Source organism: Polyangium sp. 15x6, from assembly GCF_029960785.1.
Classification (GTDB): Bacteria; Myxococcota_A; Polyangia; order Polyangiales; family Polyangiaceae; genus Polyangium.
On record NZ_JASBQE010000082.1, the window covers coordinates 1 to 15,558 of the forward strand.

Annotated in this window: 17 protein-coding genes; 12 read left to right on the plus strand and 5 right to left on the minus strand. The window is 68.0% G+C overall.

Annotation, left to right across the window (positions count from 1 at the left end):
* Window positions 1-152: 152 nt before the first annotated feature.
* On the minus strand, window positions 153-890 hold the full coding sequence (locus tag QHF83_RS39270; protein ID WP_282423202.1) for a hypothetical protein: 738 nt from the start codon (window positions 888-890) through the stop codon (window positions 153-155).
* A 147-nt stretch (window positions 891-1,037) separates the two neighbouring features.
* Between QHF83_RS39270 and QHF83_RS39275 the strand changes: the two genes are divergently transcribed.
* The 6 genes from QHF83_RS39275 (at window position 1,038) to QHF83_RS39300 (ending at window position 7,151) form a co-directional block, all read left to right on the plus strand.
* Entirely contained in the window at window positions 1,038-1,640 is a 603-nt protein-coding gene (locus QHF83_RS39275; protein ID WP_282423203.1) for a glutathione S-transferase family protein, read from the plus strand.
* An 88-nt stretch (window positions 1,641-1,728) separates the two neighbouring features.
* Window positions 1,729-3,309: a hypothetical protein gene (locus tag QHF83_RS39280; protein WP_282423204.1), complete on the plus strand. Its 1,581-nt coding sequence runs from the start codon at window positions 1,729-1,731 to the stop codon at window positions 3,307-3,309.
* Between the two features lie 42 nt (window positions 3,310-3,351).
* Entirely contained in the window at window positions 3,352-4,350 is a 999-nt protein-coding gene (locus tag QHF83_RS39285) for an NAD(P)-dependent oxidoreductase (protein ID WP_282423205.1), read from the plus strand.
* 4 nt (window positions 4,351-4,354) lie between these two features.
* Window positions 4,355-5,662: a hydroxyacid-oxoacid transhydrogenase gene (locus QHF83_RS39290; protein ID WP_282423206.1), complete on the plus strand. Its 1,308-nt coding sequence runs from the start codon at window positions 4,355-4,357 to the stop codon at window positions 5,660-5,662.
* 390 nt (window positions 5,663-6,052) lie between these two features.
* Window positions 6,053-6,553: a cupin domain-containing protein gene (locus QHF83_RS39295; RefSeq protein WP_282423207.1), complete on the plus strand. Its 501-nt coding sequence runs from the start codon at window positions 6,053-6,055 to the stop codon at window positions 6,551-6,553.
* A 124-nt stretch (window positions 6,554-6,677) separates the two neighbouring features.
* Window positions 6,678-7,151, plus strand: a complete 474-nt coding sequence (locus tag QHF83_RS39300; protein WP_282423208.1) for a hypothetical protein — start codon at window positions 6,678-6,680, stop codon at window positions 7,149-7,151.
* 336 nt (window positions 7,152-7,487) lie between these two features.
* Here QHF83_RS39300 and QHF83_RS39305 read toward each other — a convergent pair whose 3' ends face one another.
* The 3 genes from QHF83_RS39305 to QHF83_RS39315 form a co-directional block, all read right to left on the minus strand.
* On the minus strand, window positions 7,488-7,772 hold the full coding sequence (locus tag QHF83_RS39305; RefSeq protein WP_282423209.1) for a hypothetical protein: 285 nt from the start codon (window positions 7,770-7,772) through the stop codon (window positions 7,488-7,490).
* Entirely contained in the window at window positions 7,769-8,302 is a 534-nt protein-coding gene (locus tag QHF83_RS39310; protein WP_282423210.1) for a hypothetical protein, read from the minus strand. Before QHF83_RS39310 ends, QHF83_RS39305 begins: the two co-directional genes overlap by 4 nt.
* A gap of 336 nt (window positions 8,303-8,638) precedes the next feature.
* Complete coding sequence (locus QHF83_RS39315) at window positions 8,639-9,310, minus strand: hypothetical protein (protein ID WP_282423211.1); 672 nt, start codon at window positions 9,308-9,310, stop codon at window positions 8,639-8,641.
* Between the two features lie 189 nt (window positions 9,311-9,499).
* Here QHF83_RS39315 and QHF83_RS39320 point away from each other — a divergent pair, with 189 nt between their 5' ends.
* The 5 genes from QHF83_RS39320 to QHF83_RS39340 all read left to right on the plus strand — a co-directional run bounded on the left by QHF83_RS39320 (window position 9,500) and on the right by QHF83_RS39340 (window position 12,918).
* Window positions 9,500-10,174, plus strand: coding sequence for a hypothetical protein (locus tag QHF83_RS39320; protein WP_282423212.1), 675 nt, complete (start codon window positions 9,500-9,502; stop codon window positions 10,172-10,174).
* A 64-nt stretch (window positions 10,175-10,238) separates the two neighbouring features.
* Window positions 10,239-10,484, plus strand: a complete 246-nt coding sequence (locus QHF83_RS39325) for a hypothetical protein (RefSeq protein WP_282423213.1) — start codon at window positions 10,239-10,241, stop codon at window positions 10,482-10,484.
* A gap of 59 nt (window positions 10,485-10,543) precedes the next feature.
* Window positions 10,544-11,689: a hypothetical protein gene (locus tag QHF83_RS39330; protein WP_282423214.1), complete on the plus strand. Its 1,146-nt coding sequence runs from the start codon at window positions 10,544-10,546 to the stop codon at window positions 11,687-11,689.
* A gap of 64 nt (window positions 11,690-11,753) precedes the next feature.
* Window positions 11,754-11,933 carry a hypothetical protein gene (locus tag QHF83_RS39335; RefSeq protein WP_282423215.1) on the plus strand — a complete coding sequence of 60 codons (180 nt, stop codon included), beginning with the start codon at window positions 11,754-11,756 and terminating at the stop codon, window positions 11,931-11,933.
* A 118-nt stretch (window positions 11,934-12,051) separates the two neighbouring features.
* Window positions 12,052-12,918 (plus strand): hypothetical protein, encoded by an 867-nt coding sequence (locus tag QHF83_RS39340; RefSeq protein ID WP_282423216.1) that lies wholly within the window; start codon window positions 12,052-12,054, stop codon window positions 12,916-12,918.
* Window positions 12,919-13,456: 538 nt separating this feature from the next.
* On the opposite strand, the gene QHF83_RS39345 is transcribed toward QHF83_RS39340, so the two are convergent.
* Window positions 13,457-14,665, minus strand: a complete 1,209-nt coding sequence (locus tag QHF83_RS39345; RefSeq protein ID WP_282423217.1) for a histidine kinase dimerization/phospho-acceptor domain-containing protein — start codon at window positions 14,663-14,665, stop codon at window positions 13,457-13,459.
* A gap of 232 nt (window positions 14,666-14,897) precedes the next feature.
* Between QHF83_RS39345 and QHF83_RS39350 the strand changes: the two genes are divergently transcribed.
* Window positions 14,898-15,548: a TetR/AcrR family transcriptional regulator gene (locus tag QHF83_RS39350; RefSeq protein WP_282423218.1), complete on the plus strand. Its 651-nt coding sequence runs from the start codon at window positions 14,898-14,900 to the stop codon at window positions 15,546-15,548.
* The last annotated feature ends 10 nt before the right edge of the window (window positions 15,549-15,558 follow it).

Consider the following 15,558-nt stretch of genomic DNA (forward strand, 5'->3'; position numbering starts at 1 on the left):
TTGACCCGTCTCGTTCGATGAACTGCGCATCGCGCAGTTCATCGACCCCGAGTCCAGCGCTTGCGCTGGTCCGGGTCCAGGGGCGGACAGCCCCTGGTGGGGTCTGGGGCAACGCCCCAGCGCAGCGGCTTCGGTTCCGGGGGCGCTAGGCCTCAATCATAACGTGCGATGATGAAGTAACGCGCATGCTCGACGCCGAGTTCGCGCACGCGCTCGGCGTGCGCGGCGTCGCCGAGATCGACCTCTTCGCTCTCGGGGCTCTCGTACTGCACGTACGTGACCTTCTGGCCCCACACGCCCTCCTCGTGGGCCTCCTGCTCCATGTTCACGCCGCGCATGTACTTGCCGGGCCCTTCGCCGTCCTCGGTCCCGAGCACGCCGAACGCGAGCGTCGCGGCCGTGAGAGGTCCTACGCACGTGAAGTACATCGACACGGACGCCTCGTCCCACCCCTCGCGCTCGCGCCCTTCGAGCTTTTCGCCGATCTCCGCCCACACCTCGGCCGGCACTGCCTTCGCCTTTTCGAGCACGTGCAGCGCCACGTCGCGCGAGATCGTCTCCGGCCCGTCCGTCCCTCCGCGCCCGCCTTCGAAGCCGATGTGCACCTCCGTGTAGACGGTGTCGTCCGGCGCCGGCCCCGTATCCGTCAGATCGCCCGAGGCCACGATCGTCACCGCGTGCCCCGACTTTGCGGCGACCGCCTCCACGTGCTTCGCGAACTCGCCGAGCTGCTTGCGCGTCATGCCGCCCGCCGAGAAGCGCTTGCCCGCGACGAGGACGCCTTCCGTATCCTCGTCGAACGAAACCTCGTGCGGGCTCGGCTCCTCGTCGCCCCCGTCCTCGTCCCCGTAGTCCTCGTCCTCGAAATCGTCCGTATCCTCGTCGCTCATGCGAGTCCTCCGAGCGGCGCACGGTAGAGGAGTTCGTGGGGGTTCGCACGAGGAAATCGGAGGGCGGCGCACGCGTGCGGGCGCCTCTTCGCCCTCGGGACCCGGGGGACTTCTCGGGCTCGGGCCTTCCTGATAGAAGGTCGGGCCATGTCCACTTCCTACGAACTGCTCTACTTCCCGCTCCGTGGCCGCGCCGAGCCCATCCGGCTCCTCTTCGCCACGGCGAACGTCGATTTCACCAACACGCCCATCACGAACTGGCCCGAGTTCAAGCCGCAGACGCCCCTCGGCCAGCTCCCCGTGCTCGTCGAGCGCAACGAATCCGGCGAGCGCAAGATCGCGCAGAGCATGGCCATCGTGCGCCACCTCGCGCGCGTCTTCGACCTCGCCGGCAAGGACGAGGTCGAGAAGACGACCGCGGACGTCGCGGCCGAGACCATCAACGACTGGCGGAGCAAGTTCGCCCCCGTGCAGTTCGCCGCGTTCATGAACACCGACAAGGCCGTGATCGAGAAGTACTGGTCCGATCTGCCGGCGACGCTGCGCACGCTCGAAGGCCTGCTCGCGAGCTGTACCTGGTTCGGCGGCGGCGAGTCGCCGACGTACGCCGACGTGCTCGCGTTCGACACGCTCGACAACCACATGGGCACGAAGCCCGAGAGCCTCGCGGACTTCCCCAAGCTCCGCGCGCTCCACGACCGCTTCCGCGCGCTGCCGAGCGTCGCGGCGTACCTCGAAAAGCGCGCCTGATTCGTCCCCCCCGCGCGGCCGGCGGATGCATCCTTGCGGGATGCATCGCCGGCCCGCCGCGCCGCGATTCGCGTTATCCTGCGCCGGCATGCATCCGTTCCAAAGTCCGGAGACGGCGGCCATCGCCGGGGCCCTCGGCGGGGCGGCTGCGTTCGTCGTGGGAATGGGCGCGCAGGCGCTCGGGGCGGCGTTTTCGGCCAGGCGTGAGGCGCGCGCGGCGCGGCGCGCGCTCGGCGAGCCGCGGACCGCGCTCGCGGGGCTCGATCCGGCGGCGAACGTCACACTCGGAGGGGTGCTCGAGGTCGTCGGGGAGCCGGGGGCGCGGTTCGAGAACGGCGCTCCTGCCGCGGCGGCCACGGCCGCGGGGCGGTTTTCCGAAGCGAACGCGCGCGCGGCGCGGCTCCGGCTCGTGATGCGGGACGGGGCGGTCGATCTGCACGGAAAAACCCTGGTCGTCGCGGGATCACGCGAGACGCGGCACGACGCGAAGGGCACGCTGGCCGCGGAGGTGGCGGCGCGGATTCACACGGCTTGCGGGGATCGGGATCCCATTCCGGCAGGGCCGCTCCGCATGCGATCGATCATGCACGGCGATCGTGTCGTCGTGGCGGGCAAGCTCGTGCGCGCGGAAGCGGCCTCGGCGGCCGCGGGGTATCGCGAGGGTGGCGCGCCCTGGACGCTGGTGCCGGCGGCGTCGACGGATCGATCCTTGGAGGTCGTACGGATCGCGTTCGCGGGTTTGCCCGCGGTGTCGGGCGTGCTCGGGGCGGCGTTTTCGCGGCGGCGCCTGCGGACGATGGCGCCGTTCGCCGGGCTCACGCTCGCGTTCGGGGCTGCGATCGGGCTCGGGAAGGCCTCGTACGACGCGCGCGCGCTCGCCGCTCGCGCCGAGGCGGAGGCCGCGGCCGAGGCGAAGGCGCGGAAGAAGGTCGCGGCGCAGCTCGGGGACCCAGCGCACTGCAAGGTGCTCGCGGGGCAGTACACGAGCGCGATGGATCGCATCTCCACCTGCACGCACGACAACGACTGCCGCGCCACGCTTCGCGGCGAGCAATGGTACGATCTCGACGGCTGCTTCCGGTTCGAGAATCGGCATGCGTCGACCGAGGAGGCCGATCGCCACGCGCGCGCGTGGCTCGAAGAGCGGTGCGTCTCGCGTTACGAGGTCTGCAGCGCCCAGCCCACCGCGATGTGCCGTCAGGGCCGCTGCGTGGAGCGCCCGCCGCACCCGGTGCCCGAGACCTGGACCCGGCGCGAGTTCGCGCGCCTCTTCACGTTCTTCGCGCCGCCCGACGTCGACACCACGCGCCGGAACGGCTTCGACTGTGGCCCCGGTGCGATCCTCACGCTCCATCGGCACGATTTCGAGGCGTCCTTCACCCTCGGTGAATACGGCCTCGCGCTCGGCGGGGCCACGACGCCCGTTCGAATCGGGAACTACCACGCGGTCACGAGGAGGATGGACACGACCGAGCTCGCGATGCCCCAGGGGTATACCCAAGGCTTCTTCGTGGCTTTCGACGAGAAGGAGGCGGTCTGCCCTCCCTTCTGCCTCCCGGAGTTGGGGGGGAGCGTCAGCGTCGGTCAGCTCTACTTCCAGGCTCGCTGCCACACGGCGCAGGCTTGCGAGGAGGCCTATCGGATCCTGGAGACGCTCGCGCCCTTCTGATCGGATCTTGCCGCCCCGCGCCAGTTGAGGCAAAGCGGCGACGTGGAAGAGCTCGGAATTTCAACCGGAAAAGTCCTCCTCACGGGCGCCAGCGGCTTCATCGGCGGCCGCCTGCAAAACACGCTCGTCGATCGCGGCGTGGACGTCGTCTCGCTGCGGCGGCGCGGCTCGCCTCCGGCGAAGCGGGGGCGCTCGGTCGAGGTCGAATACGACGATCGCGCGGGCCTCGAGCGCTTGATCGCCGAGGAGAAGCCGGACTACGTGCTGCACGTCGCGGGCGCGACGAAGGGCGTCGAGTACACCGATTTCCAGCGGGCCAACGTCATGCCCACGGAGAACCTGCTCGAAGCGCTGCGCAAGAAGCACCCCGAGGTGCGAAGGTTCGTCCTCGTCAGCTCGCTCGCGAGCTTCGGCCCTTCGAGCGCCACGCGCCCCCACGTCGAGACCGACGCGCCGCGCCCCATCGAGTTCTACGGCCAGAGCAAGCTCGAAGCCGAGCGCGTCGTCGAGCGCGCGGGCGACGTGATCCCGTGGACGATCCTGCGCCCTGGCGGCGTGTACGGCCCCGGCGACGTCGATTACTTCAACCTCTTCCGCGAGGTCGAGCGCGGCCGGAACGTGTTCTTCGGCAACAAGAAGCGCTGGTTCTCGGGCATCTACGTCGACGACCTCGTCACGGCGACGCTCGTCAGCGCCATGCACGACGGCGCGAAGAGCCGCGCGTTTTTCGTTTGCGACAACGAACCCGTGACCTGGGAGCGGTTCCAGGGCGCGATCGTCGAGGCGAGCGGCCGGCGCGTGCTCACCGTGGATCTGCCGGAGATGCTCGTCGACGTGGCGGCGTTCGGCGGCGAGATCGCGACGCGCTTCGACAAGAAGCCGCGCCTCTTCAACCGGCAGAAGGCGAAGATGGGCGCGCAGGAGGCGTGGACGTGCAAGAGCGACGCGCTCCGCGAGGCTGTCGGCTGGCGCTCGAAGGTGCATCTCCAGGAGGGCGTGCGCCAGGCCCTCGAATGGTATCGCCGCGAGAAGTGGGTCTAGGGCGATGGGATATTGCCTCGGGTATGCGCTGATCGAGGGCGGCGACGCGGCGTTCTCGATGGACGCGTCGGCCGTCACGTTCGGCCCGGGCGCGCTCGCGGAGGTCGGCGAGGAGGCCGCGGCGCTCGGGCTCGGGCGGGTCGCGCTCTTCACGGATGCGCGGCTCGCGCGGCTCGCGCCCGTGGAGGAGGCGCGGCGCTCGCTCGGGCGCGCGGGCGTCGACGTCGTGGTGTACGACGAGGTGCACATCGAGCCAACGGATCATTCGTTCGCCGAGGCCGCGCGATTCGCCGCGGAGGGCCGGTTCGACGGATACGTGTCGGTCGGCGGCGGGTCGGTCATCGACACGTGCAAGGCCGCGCTGCTTTACGCGACGTACCCGGCCGATTTTTACGCGTACGTGAATCGCCCGATTGGCGAGGGCCGCGAGGTCCCGGGTCCCCTGCCCCCGCACATCGCTTGCCCGACGACGACGGGCACGGGCGCCGAATGCACGGGCATCGCCGTCTTCGACGACACGGGCCGCAAGGCGAAGACGGGCATCGCCTCCCGAAAGCTCCGCCCGACGCGGGCGATCGTCGATCCCACGGCGACGCGGACGATGCCGAAGAGCGTGGTCGCGGCGAGCGGGTTCGACGTGGTGACGCACGCGCTCGAATCGTTCACGGCGCGCCCGTATTCGACGCGGCCGCGGGCGCCGGAAGCGAGCAAGCGCCCGATGAGCCAGGGGGCGAACCCGTGGAGCGACATGGGCTGCAAGAGCGCGCTGGAGCTCGCGGGTCGTTATCTCTTGCGCGCGGTCGCGGACGCGGACGACGAGGAGGCGCGCGAGGGAATGGCGTGGGCGGCGACGCTCGCGGGCATCGCGTTCGGCAATGCGGGCGTGCATTTGCCGCACGCGATGTCGTATGCGGTCTCGGGCCTGTGCCGCTCGTTCACGATGCCGGGGTATCCCGAGGGCGAGCCGCTCGTGCCGCACGGGGTGTCGGTCGTGGTGAACGCGCCTTCGGTGTTTCGCGCGCTCGCGAAGACGAACCCGGCGCGGCACCTCGAAGCCGCGGCGCGGCTCGGCGCGGACGTACGCGGCGCGGCGCCGGAGGACGCGGGCGAGGTGCTGGCGTCGCACCTCAGCGGGATGATGCGGGCGGCCGGCGTGCCGAATGGGCTCTCCGAGGTCGGATATGGGGAGGCGGACGTGGAGGCGCTCGCGGCCGGGACGATCGTGCAGGCGCGCCTCGTGTCGAATGCGCCGTGCGCGATCGACGAGGAGGGGCTGCGAGGGCTCTTCCGGGGGGCTTTTGCTTATTGGTGATGCGGAGGCGTGCTCCGGCATCATCCCGGAAGCTCGCTCGTCAGCCCGTTCCCGTGCAAGTAAGGATCATCTTCGTGTTGGAAAGCGCCTCGGTTGCTTCCATGGTTTCTTCGGAGGCCATATCCGATACTTCGGGTTCATTCGTGACTTCTGTCCTGGCACAGCCTGCGACGAGGATACCGACAACAACGGGCAGCAAATATTTGTACATAGATCTCCTCCAGAAAGGTTCACGTCACTACTCCCCGCAGGGAGAGACCAAATTTCGTCCCCACGAGTGATCCCGAGGCCCCCGGCAAGCGCGTGCAGATGCTCCTTCGGCATGGATGCTCACGCCGATCACGTGAACCACTACGAACTTCCGGAAGGATGTACTAACTTAGCGCTCCCATGAGCGACAAAGCCACCGATCTACGACAACGCCTCATCCGCAACTTCAACACGGCGAACCTCGAACGTTTCCAGCGCGCGCCGCTGTACGATACCTCGTTCGCCGGCCTGGCCCAGGGCACGGCGGCGAAGAAGCTCGGCGCCTCGATCGACATCATGCCCCCGGGCGGCCGCGGCTGCCCCTACCATTACCATTACACGCAAGAGGAGATGTTCATCGTCCTCGAAGGCGAAGGCACGCTGCGCGTGGCGGGCGAACATTTGCCGATCACGGCCGGCGACGTGATCTTCATCCCGCCGGGCCCGGAGTACCCGCACCAGATCCTCAATACCTCGAGCGCGCCGCTCAAATACCTGTCCATCAGCACGATGGAGTACCCCGAGATCTGCGAGTACCCCGATTCGGGCAAGTACCTCGCGAAGGCCGAGGCGAAGCCCGGGGCTTTCCGTGTGGTGCAACGCAAGGAGGCGTCGGTCGATTACTGGGACGGGGAGCCGTAGGAGGACGAGGGCCAGCGGCGGCCTCGTGACCCAGCAAAAGGTTCAAAATTCTTGTTTCCTTGCTCGCGGGGGTCTGGTACGAGGCCGCCGGGTCACACACAAAGCAGGGAAAGGACCGCTACCCATGAAGAGCTCGATCCATACCGCCGCATCCATGTTCGTCGTCGCCGCCGCCCTCGCGGGGTGCAGCAAAGGTGAAGAGGCCGTCGTCCGCGTGCAGGTGCCCGAAGCGAAGTGCGAGGTCGCGATCGCGGGGAACATGGAGATCAAGGAAGCGTCGGCGTCGGGGTTCTGGGTCGTCCCGAAGGGCAAGGACAAGTTCAGCGGGACGCTCGTCGCCGTGACGCCCGTCGGCCCGATGGGCGACCTCGCCCCCCCCGACGCGCAAGACGTCAAGGTCGAAAAGGACCAGAAAAACCCCGACGGCTCCGCCGCGCGCGAGGGCTCGTACAAGACCGCCATCCAGACGTTCTACGTGGCGGAGTACGCCTATCCGATCGGCAAGGACTGGCTGCATTGCAACATCAAGGCGGCGAAGGTCGAGCGACGGGACGAGGCCGCCAAGATCTGCCGCGTGCTCGCGCCGAAGGCGCTGTAACGGAAGCCGCCTCGCTGGGGCTCCGCCCCAGGCCCCGCGGGGGCTATCCGCCCCTCGACCCGGACCAGCGCAAGCGCTGGACCTTTGGTCGATGAACTGCGCGATGCGCAGTTCATCGAACAGGCCGAGTCAAGGCCAGCTACCACCCTGCCAAACAAGACAGCCGCGCTGCCTTTTCGACTGGCAACGCGGTCCAACGGGCCCGTTGGAAGAACTGCGCGGAGCGCAGTTCTTCCACCTTCGGTCCAGGCCGTGCCTGGTCCGGGTGCAGGGGCGGATAGCCCCTGCCGGGGTCCGGGGCGGCGCCCCGGCGCGGCGGCCCCAGCCCAAGACGAGCTACTGCGGGAACGATCCCGCGCAGGACTCCAGGGCGAAGCGCTCGACCTGGCAGACCTGCCGAAACGAGCAGACCGCGCCGGCGACGCAATCGATGTACTCCTCGAAGGCGTCGTCGCAGCCGCGTGACTCCGCCGTCGACTGGAGCCTCTGGCCATCGGTGAGGCAATCGTTCGCGTCCACCTCGGTGCATTCGCCGAGGTCCTCGCAGACTTCGTCGACCGTGTGTTGACAGCCCAGGCTCAGCATCGCGAGGCCGAGCGCCACGAAAAGAACGCGCTTCAATTCCCACCTCCCATCTTCGCGCCGCCACCCGCGCCGCCGCTTCCGCCGGCGCCTCCGCTTCCGCCTCCGCCCCCGCTACCGCCTGCGCCGCCGATTCCGCCGGCGCCTCCGCTTCCGCCGGCGCCTCCGCTTCCGCCCGCGCCTCCGCTTCCGCCCGCGCCTCCAGCGCCACCGAAGCCGCCGACTCCGCCGCCGCAGAGCGATCCACAGCTACAGACCTTCTTGCCCTGGAAGTCGCTGCCGAAGGGGTTGTCGGCGGGCATCGTGGCGCGCTGGTCGCAGGTGGAGCCGGCCGGGCAGTCCGCGTGCGTCTGGCACTCCGTCGCGCGGATACACTCGAGGCCAAGGGAAAAAAGCTCCTGGTCGCAGATGGACCCCGACCCGCACTCCGAATCGCCCTGGCATTGGTCGAAGTTCAGATTGCAGCTCGGTGCCTGGTAGCACGAGCCGGCGAAGATGATGATCGGCAGGACGGCGAGGCGCGCGAGCTGCCGGATCCGTGCGTTGGACCATGATCGAAGGAAGCTCATGGTCAGGAGGCTACCACGGACGGCGCGCCTGTGGACCAGATTGGCGCGGATGGACCTCGCGCCCTGCGGAGAGAGCGGACGTCGGACCGGGACGCACGAAACCGCGTTTGGCGCCTCCTGCCACGTGGCGGGCTAGCGTGCAGGGCCGTTCGGACACGGCCGCCACGTGGCGGAGGGGCGCGAAGCCACGTTCGGCGCCTCCTGCCACGTGGCGGACTTGCGTGCAGGGCCGTTCGGCGCCGGTTGCCACGTGGCGGAGACGCGCGGAGGGGGCGCCGGCACGATCGGACACGTGGCAGGCGCGCGCGGAGGGGGTTTTGTACGTGCCGGACGCGATCAGGCGTCGGTCTTCTTGGCTTTGTTGCGCTTGCGGAACGGCTTGAAAAAGCGAGCGACCTTCTTCGGGTTCGACGCGTACACGGCGGTGAGCTGACCTTCGAGCTTCTTGTACTCCGTGCGCCAGGCGGCCATGAGCGCGGGGATGCGCTTGTCGTCCAGAACAGCGAGCTCCTTCTCGCTGATGGCGAGGCTCTCGCTGGCCGCGAGGACTCTGCTGCGGGAGTTCGAGAGCTTCGGGGCCCAGGTGGCGACGAGGGAGCCGAGCTCGGGATCGTTCATGTCCTCCGTCATGCTGTCGAGCATGTCCCCCACGAGCTCGGGCTCCTCCTTGCGCGGCTCGGCGGTCGTGACCTCACGGAGGCCCTCCGGGAAATAACGACGATATCGCGGATCCTCGCGATTCTTCGTCACGAGGGCGAGGAGGCTGAGCTCGAAGCCGCCGACGTCCTCGTCGAGCTCGCTATCGCGCGCGTCGACGACGGCGCTCCTCTTTTCGGCCTCTTCCTCGAGGTCCTCGCGCTCACGGAGGATTTTCTTGAGGTCTCCGTGAATCGCCTCGAGGGGCTTTTCGAGGCCGGCGGTCTTCGGATCGGCCGCGACGCGGGAGATGCTATAGGCGCTCCGCGGGAGGTAGGCCTCCGGCGGAGTGTCTTCGGGGGGCATTTCCATGGAGGGAATGGGCTCCTTCGGGTGGAAGCGGTCGTACCAAAGCCGGCGGGAGATGTCCAGAGGAAATGCGGGCGAAGGCGGCAAGAGGGTGCAGCGTGAGCCGCCCCCTGGCTCGTTTCCCCTTGTCGCTCGGCCGATCAACCTGAGATTCAGTACCTCATGGGAAGGATGACGAGACGCCGCTGGGCCATGCTGGGCGTGGTGGAGTTGGGCTTCGTGGGGGCGTGGATGATGGGTGCGTGCGCGGGGGGCGCGCCGGAGCCTGTCGACTCGTGCGAGACGCCGGCAGAGGACACGCCGGTCGAAGAGCCGTCGACCGCATGTGCGGAGCCGATGCCCGAGCCGTGCAAGCGCTACCGCATCCCGCTTTTGGGAAATCCGAGCGACAACATCGAGCTGCAGAAGAAGTACAAGGCCGCGTTTGGCTCGGCCTGCTACCTGCCCGCGGCCGCGACCCCCACGTTCAACTGTTTCTACAAGGAGGAGGTGCTGAAGGAGAAGAAGGAGAAGGATGGGAAAGCGTGCGCCGATGCCAAGATGATCGCGGAGATCTTCGGAGCCGCGCCCTACAGCAAGGACTACAAGTGCCAGGAAGACAAGGGCACGAAGGACTACTGGCTGCAGGTCGGTCCGGATCCCGCGATCAAGATCGACATCAAACTCGAGGACGCGCCCCCTGGAGACGTCGCTCATCGAGGTCGACGGCGGCGCGCCGCTGGAGGTCAACGGCCCCTACCGCAATTTGCCCCAACTGACCACCGTCGAACCAGGGGAAGAGTTCTACTGCAAAACCGGCCTCGTCGGCCCCGACGGCGGCACCCTCACCCAGAGGGAGTGGATCCTCCAGGTCAACCGCCAGAATAACGATGGCAAGATACGCTCCGATCTCGCGGGCTTCAGGTATCCTTGCAAGAAGGGCTGTCCAGAGATGTGCACCGAGCCGACGTTCCTCAATGAGCCCCCCACGAAACCCGGGGTCTATGACGCAAAGGCAGCGCGTGTGCACCACGTCGCGCGCAGGACGGACCTGCGCAGTTGCAAGTGGGGCACGAACGCGAACAAGAATGCGGCGGTCATCTCCGAGAAGCTCAACAGGTTTCTCTGGTGCAAATATCCATCGGCGGACGAGGTAGAGCAGATCAACAAGGTTCCGCCGTACACCTACACGCCGTGACGCGGTCGGCATCCACGAGCACGTTGACACCGAGACCCATCTGACTCTAGGCGAGCCAGGTGATCGAACGGGCCACCACTCACTTCGGGCGCCTGGTTTTCGACCGCGACGCCATCGTGCGCGCTGCGGTGCGCGCGTACGTGGAAAGCTCCCTTCATGGGATCGCGCGCTTTGCGTTCCCAGCCTACGACTTGACGGTGTGGAGGGGCAACGTCGAGCGGGGCGCCTTGTTCCACCTGCGATCGTGGGTGGACTACGTGGTCGTGGCGTGGACCGAGGCGGGCATCGTTGGCCTCGCATACGACGGCTGTGGTCCGATGCAGCATTGCGCCCTTTCGATCGACGCGGTGACGGGTGGCCCGGACGACGTGCGTTGGGCCTTGCCAGGGCTTCCCGAGGAGCTGGAGCCCGCGCTCGTGCTCGCCACCAGCCTGCTCGGCGTGGGATGCGATCATGGGGAGAGGGACGTGGGCGGCGGCTTCTGGCTCCACGGCGATCGCATGGGAGGCAGGTTCTTCGAGGACCCGGAGAACTGCGGCGGCCACTGGCTGGCCGCGTGGGGCCTGCTCCACAACGGGCGGCTGCTGCCGCTGTGTTGTGAGGCTTCTTCTCATCCTCGCCCCGGGAAGGTCGTGGTCAACCACGCCCGCCCGCAAGACGCCCCCGCCCACGCCATCATGGACGCCGTGGTCGATCGGAGGCTGAAAGGCCCCACGGAGTTCACGCCTGCCGAGCTCGAGACGCTGCTTTACCCCGCGCCCGATCCCAAGCGCGTGCTCGACGCCCAGCACAGCCTTCAGGAGGTCGGCATCACCTGGCCCGGCTCGCCCGAGATCCCCAAGGAGCCGAAACCAACGATCGACCCGTTTACCGGCGGACCCTATGTGGAGCCGGATTACCTCACCCAATGTTTCGGGCCCGTCCGGTTCAACCGAGATGCCATCGTCCGCGCCGCGTTGCGCGCGTACGTCGAAAACATCCTCGCGCCGCTGGACCCGCTCGCGCGGCACGTACTCACGGCCTGCGTCGTGCCGAAGTGGACGGGCGACCTTCAGCGGGGCGCATTCTTCAACGGCGACGGATGCGGAGATTACGACGTCGTCGCGTGGACGGAGGCAGCTCTTCGACACGCCGACCGCCCCCGGCGTCTGGCAACTTGCCAATTGGGGCCGCGTTGGGCGAGGACGGCTCCTACCGGCGTATGATTCGGATTACGCCACGAAAATCACGGAGGACACCTTCAGGAAGGTCGCCCCCCTTCTCGCGATCGTGGACGCAGTCACCGCCCGCGCGCTGGTTGGCCCCACGGAGCTTTTGCCCGACGAGATCGCGACGATCCTTCCCAAATCGCCCCTTCGGCCGCACGACTTGCCCGAGGCTCGACGCAGGCTTCAAAAGGTGGGCATCACCTGGCCCGGCTCGCCCGAGATCCCCGAGGAGCCGACATGACGGGCCACCCTTTTTGCGGCGACTCGTCTCCCCCAAGCAATGCTCAGGGGGCGTGCGCGCGGGACGAAGGGGGCCGTTTCTTTGTCTTGGGCGCCGGGGTCATCGTATACGAGGTTCCATGCACGCGTGGAAACGGCCTCCACACCCTGCCACCCTGCAACGGCGCGAGCAGCCGGGCGCGTCGCCGCCGCACCCGGCGATGGTGCAGAGGAAGGCAATGCTGCCGGAGAACCTCACGGCCAAGCCGCCGCACCCCGCCACCGTGCAGTGCAAGCGGGCCGCGTCGATTCAACGGGTCCCCATCGGCCCTTCCGATCTCGAGACGACCGATCCCAGCAATCGAGGCAGGGTCCTGGCCTATCTCCGCGAGATAGGGCCCATTCAAATGAGGGACATCCTCGACCGCATGCTTCGCGAAAACAACCGCGCGAACGATGAATACATACAGATCTGTCGCCTGGAGCTCGCAAGAGACGACGCGCTCGTCGCACTCGACGGCATCGTGCGCAGGGACGGCGGCGTCTGGACCAGCGTCCTTGTTTTCGTCGAAAAAGTCTTCGTGTTCCAGACCGATCCGGTGAGAGCGGGGGAACACGACGAGACGGACACATACGGGATAGCAGCGGGGGTCGAGGATGCGGAAATGGCGGCCAGTGTCCGTGACAGTGAAGTCGCCACGCTCAACATGGTGCTTCGGGACCAGCGGCTCAGGTGGGATCAGCTCCGGCCGGGGTATCGAATCGACTTCATCGTCGTGAGCAACATGGGGCCCTGTGACGGATGCAAAACGAGGTTACAAAACTTCCTGGATCAGCTTCGCCGACATCCTTATTGCTGGCAGCTCAACTTCAGCCTGGAGTCGGATTACATGACGCCCCCGAACGACGTCGACAGGCAAAGGTTGCGGACCACCTACGGGTATCACGGGGACAATAGCCGCACGAGCCCGAGCCGCGTACGGTACTATTTTCATCGACTCGGCTAGCGTCTCGACGCCGTGTTCGCCTTCGAGGAGCGATCGAGGCGATGGCTCGCGCGCCGTCCTCGGCTTCGAGGACCTCGAATCCAAGAGGCTCGAGCGCATCACGCACGAATGCACGATTGCCCTCGTTGTCGTCGACGACGACGACCACGCGTGTCTCGCCTTCGTAGCCGGTGATGACCTCGGCGGGGCGCTCCTCTTTCGTCGGCAGACCCCGCGAAAGGACGGGCAGACGAAGCGAGACCCCGAACGTGCTGCCCTCGCCGGGCGCGCTCTCCACGTCGAGCTGGCCGCCCATTTGCTCCACGATCCGCCGGCTGATCGAGAGCCCGAGCCCGGCGCCCTCGGCGCGCGCCCTCCGATCGCTGGCCTGCTCGAAGGGCTCGAAGATCCGCGCGACAATCGGCGGCCGCGATCCCTGGGCCCGTGTCCTCCACCCGAAAAACGAAATCACCGCTGCCCTGGGCAGAGGCCCGCAGGGTGACGCTCCCCTTGCGGGTGAACTTGATGGCATTGCCGAGCAGGTTGACGAGGACCTGCGTCAGTCGTTTCGGATCACCTCGACCCATTCGGGCAATGCCCCGGTGATCACGTACTGAAAAACGAGGCTCTTCTGCTCCGCGCGGACCCGGCACAGATCCGCGACGCTTTGCAAGAGCCACGGCAGATGGACCTCCGACGGGGCGAGCGCCATCTTGCCCGCCTCGATCCGCGCGAGGTCGAGGACGTCGTCGATGAGCGCGAGCAGGTGCTCGCCCGAGCGCTGCACGACATCGAGCCCGGCGCGATCCTTGCGCGAGAGCTCGGGTGACTGGGCGAGGAGCTGCGCGTACCCGAGGATTCCATTGAGGGGCGTGCGCAGCTCGTGGCTCATGCTGGCGAGGAAGCTCGATTTCGCCTGGTTCGCCGCGTCCGCCGCCTCTTTGGCCGCCAGAAGCTCCGCCGTCCGCTCTTCCACTTGTCGCTCGAGGTCGAGATTGCGCCGCGCGAGCGCGCGAAGCCGGAACCTCACGCCGCCGTACACGAGCCCCGAAGCCACGGCGGCATACCCGAGGTAGGCCCACCACGTCCGCCAAGGCGCGGGTCTCACCTGGAATGCGATCGCCGCCGGCCCCGCGACGTCGCCCGCGTGATCACGCCCCCAGACCTGGAACGTGTACGCGCCCGCCGGCAAGTTCGTGTACCGCACCTTCCCGTCCGCGGTCCACGCGCTCGGCGCCGCGTCGAAACCGACCATCTGGATGCGATACTGCGTGCTGCGCTCGTGGAGGAAGCTGAGCCGCGCGTAATCGAACGACACCGTGTTCTGGTCCCAGGCGAGCGACGCGCCGGGCGAAAGCGCGAGCGTGCCGTCCGCGGCCCGCGCGGAGGAGAACACGAGGGGCCCGCCCGCGTGATCCGGGACCTCTTCCGCCGGATCGAAGACCGCCGCGCCCTCGGTCGTGCCCACCCAGATGCGCCCGCGGCTGTCGACCGAGGCGGTCCCCGCATTGCACTCGTCGCCCGGCAGCCCGTCCTCGCGCGTGAAGACGTAGACGGAAAACTCCGCGGGGTCCTCGGGCGTCGGCGTGCGAGGAGTGAGGCGCGCGACGCCCCGGTTGGTGCCGAGATACACGCGGCCCAGCGCGTCCGCGCGCGCGAAAAGCACGGTGCTGTCCGGCAGGGCCGGGTTCGACCTCTCGTTCAGCGACGGAAGCCAGGCCTCCGCGTCGAGATCGTATCGCGCGGCGCCGCCGCTCGCGGTGCCCACCCAGAGGACGCGCGCCCCGCGCGCATCGCGGAGCTCGGTGAGCGGGTTGGCTGACCTGACTTGTATTCATCGCAGCACACATCCTTTCGTCGGAGCGAGACGCTCGCCGTGCTCACGCATGCCAATAAAGGCTACTAACTTTAGCCATAGTACCCGCCCCGAACTGGAATCGCAACACAAAGTTGCCTTTGGGTGAGGGTCCGCTAGGACTCGAGCCGGAAGAGGTCTGCCCATGCATCACGAGAGCACCCCCCCGCCCGCGCGCCGAAGCCGACGCACCGAAGGCACCCGCGCCGGGGGACGCGCGGAGCGCGTGGTCGCGGCCGTGCTCACCGCGACGCAAGAGGAGCTCGGGTGCGTCGGCTACGGCGCGCTACGCATGGAGGACGTCGCCGCGCGCTCGGGGGTCGCCAAGACGACCATCTACAGGCGCTGGCCGACCAAGGCGGAGCTCGTGGCGGCGTCCCTGCGCGCGGTGAACGCAGAGCAGGAGCCGCCGGACACGGGCACGCTGCGCGGGGATCTCCTGGCCGTGGTGATGGGGGCCGTGCGGACGTGCCAGACGAAAACGGGCCGGGGCATCGTGCGGATGCTTCAGACGGAGCTCGCGGATCCAGAGGTCGAGGCCCTCTCGAGGGGCCTGCGCGATCGAAATCGACAACGCAACCAGGCCTTGCTCGAGCGAGGCATCACGCGCGGCGAGCTGCCCGCGGACGTGAACACGGAGCTCGTCCTCGACCTGATCTTCGGGGGGATCTATGGGCGCCTCATCCATCGCGGCGAGGACGTGAGCGAGGACTACGCCGCCGCGGCGATCGACACCGTGCTCGCAGGCGCTCGCGCAGGGGCGGCGCGCCTGCCGAAAGAGCCACGGCAGCCGTAGCGAAGTCGTC

Bases quoted from the DNA above. Each gene is read 5' to 3' on its own strand.
- QHF83_RS39325 (WP_282423213.1), top strand. From the start codon at position 10,239: ATGTGCACCGAGCCGACGTTCCTCAATGAGCCCCCCACGAAACCCGGG.
- QHF83_RS39300 (WP_282423208.1), top strand. From the start codon at position 6,678: ATGAAGAGCTCGATCCATACCGCCGCATCCATGTTCGTCGTCGCCGCC.
- QHF83_RS39290 (WP_282423206.1), top strand. From the start codon at position 4,355: ATGGGATATTGCCTCGGGTATGCGCTGATCGAGGGCGGCGACGCGGCG.
- QHF83_RS39295 (WP_282423207.1), top strand. From the start codon at position 6,053: ATGAGCGACAAAGCCACCGATCTACGACAACGCCTCATCCGCAACTTC.
- QHF83_RS39350 (WP_282423218.1), top strand. From the start codon at position 14,898: ATGCATCACGAGAGCACCCCCCCGCCCGCGCGCCGAAGCCGACGCACC.
- QHF83_RS39340 (WP_282423216.1), top strand. From the start codon at position 12,052: ATGCACGCGTGGAAACGGCCTCCACACCCTGCCACCCTGCAACGGCGC.
- QHF83_RS39315 (WP_282423211.1), bottom strand. From the start codon at position 9,310: ATGGAAATGCCCCCCGAAGACACTCCGCCGGAGGCCTACCTCCCGCGG.
- QHF83_RS39270 (WP_282423202.1), bottom strand. From the start codon at position 890: ATGAGCGACGAGGATACGGACGATTTCGAGGACGAGGACTACGGGGAC.
- QHF83_RS39280 (WP_282423204.1), top strand. From the start codon at position 1,729: ATGCATCCGTTCCAAAGTCCGGAGACGGCGGCCATCGCCGGGGCCCTC.
- QHF83_RS39310 (WP_282423210.1), bottom strand. From the start codon at position 8,302: ATGAGCTTCCTTCGATCATGGTCCAACGCACGGATCCGGCAGCTCGCG.
- QHF83_RS39320 (WP_282423212.1), top strand. From the start codon at position 9,500: ATGCTGGGCGTGGTGGAGTTGGGCTTCGTGGGGGCGTGGATGATGGGT.
- QHF83_RS39275 (WP_282423203.1), top strand. From the start codon at position 1,038: ATGTCCACTTCCTACGAACTGCTCTACTTCCCGCTCCGTGGCCGCGCC.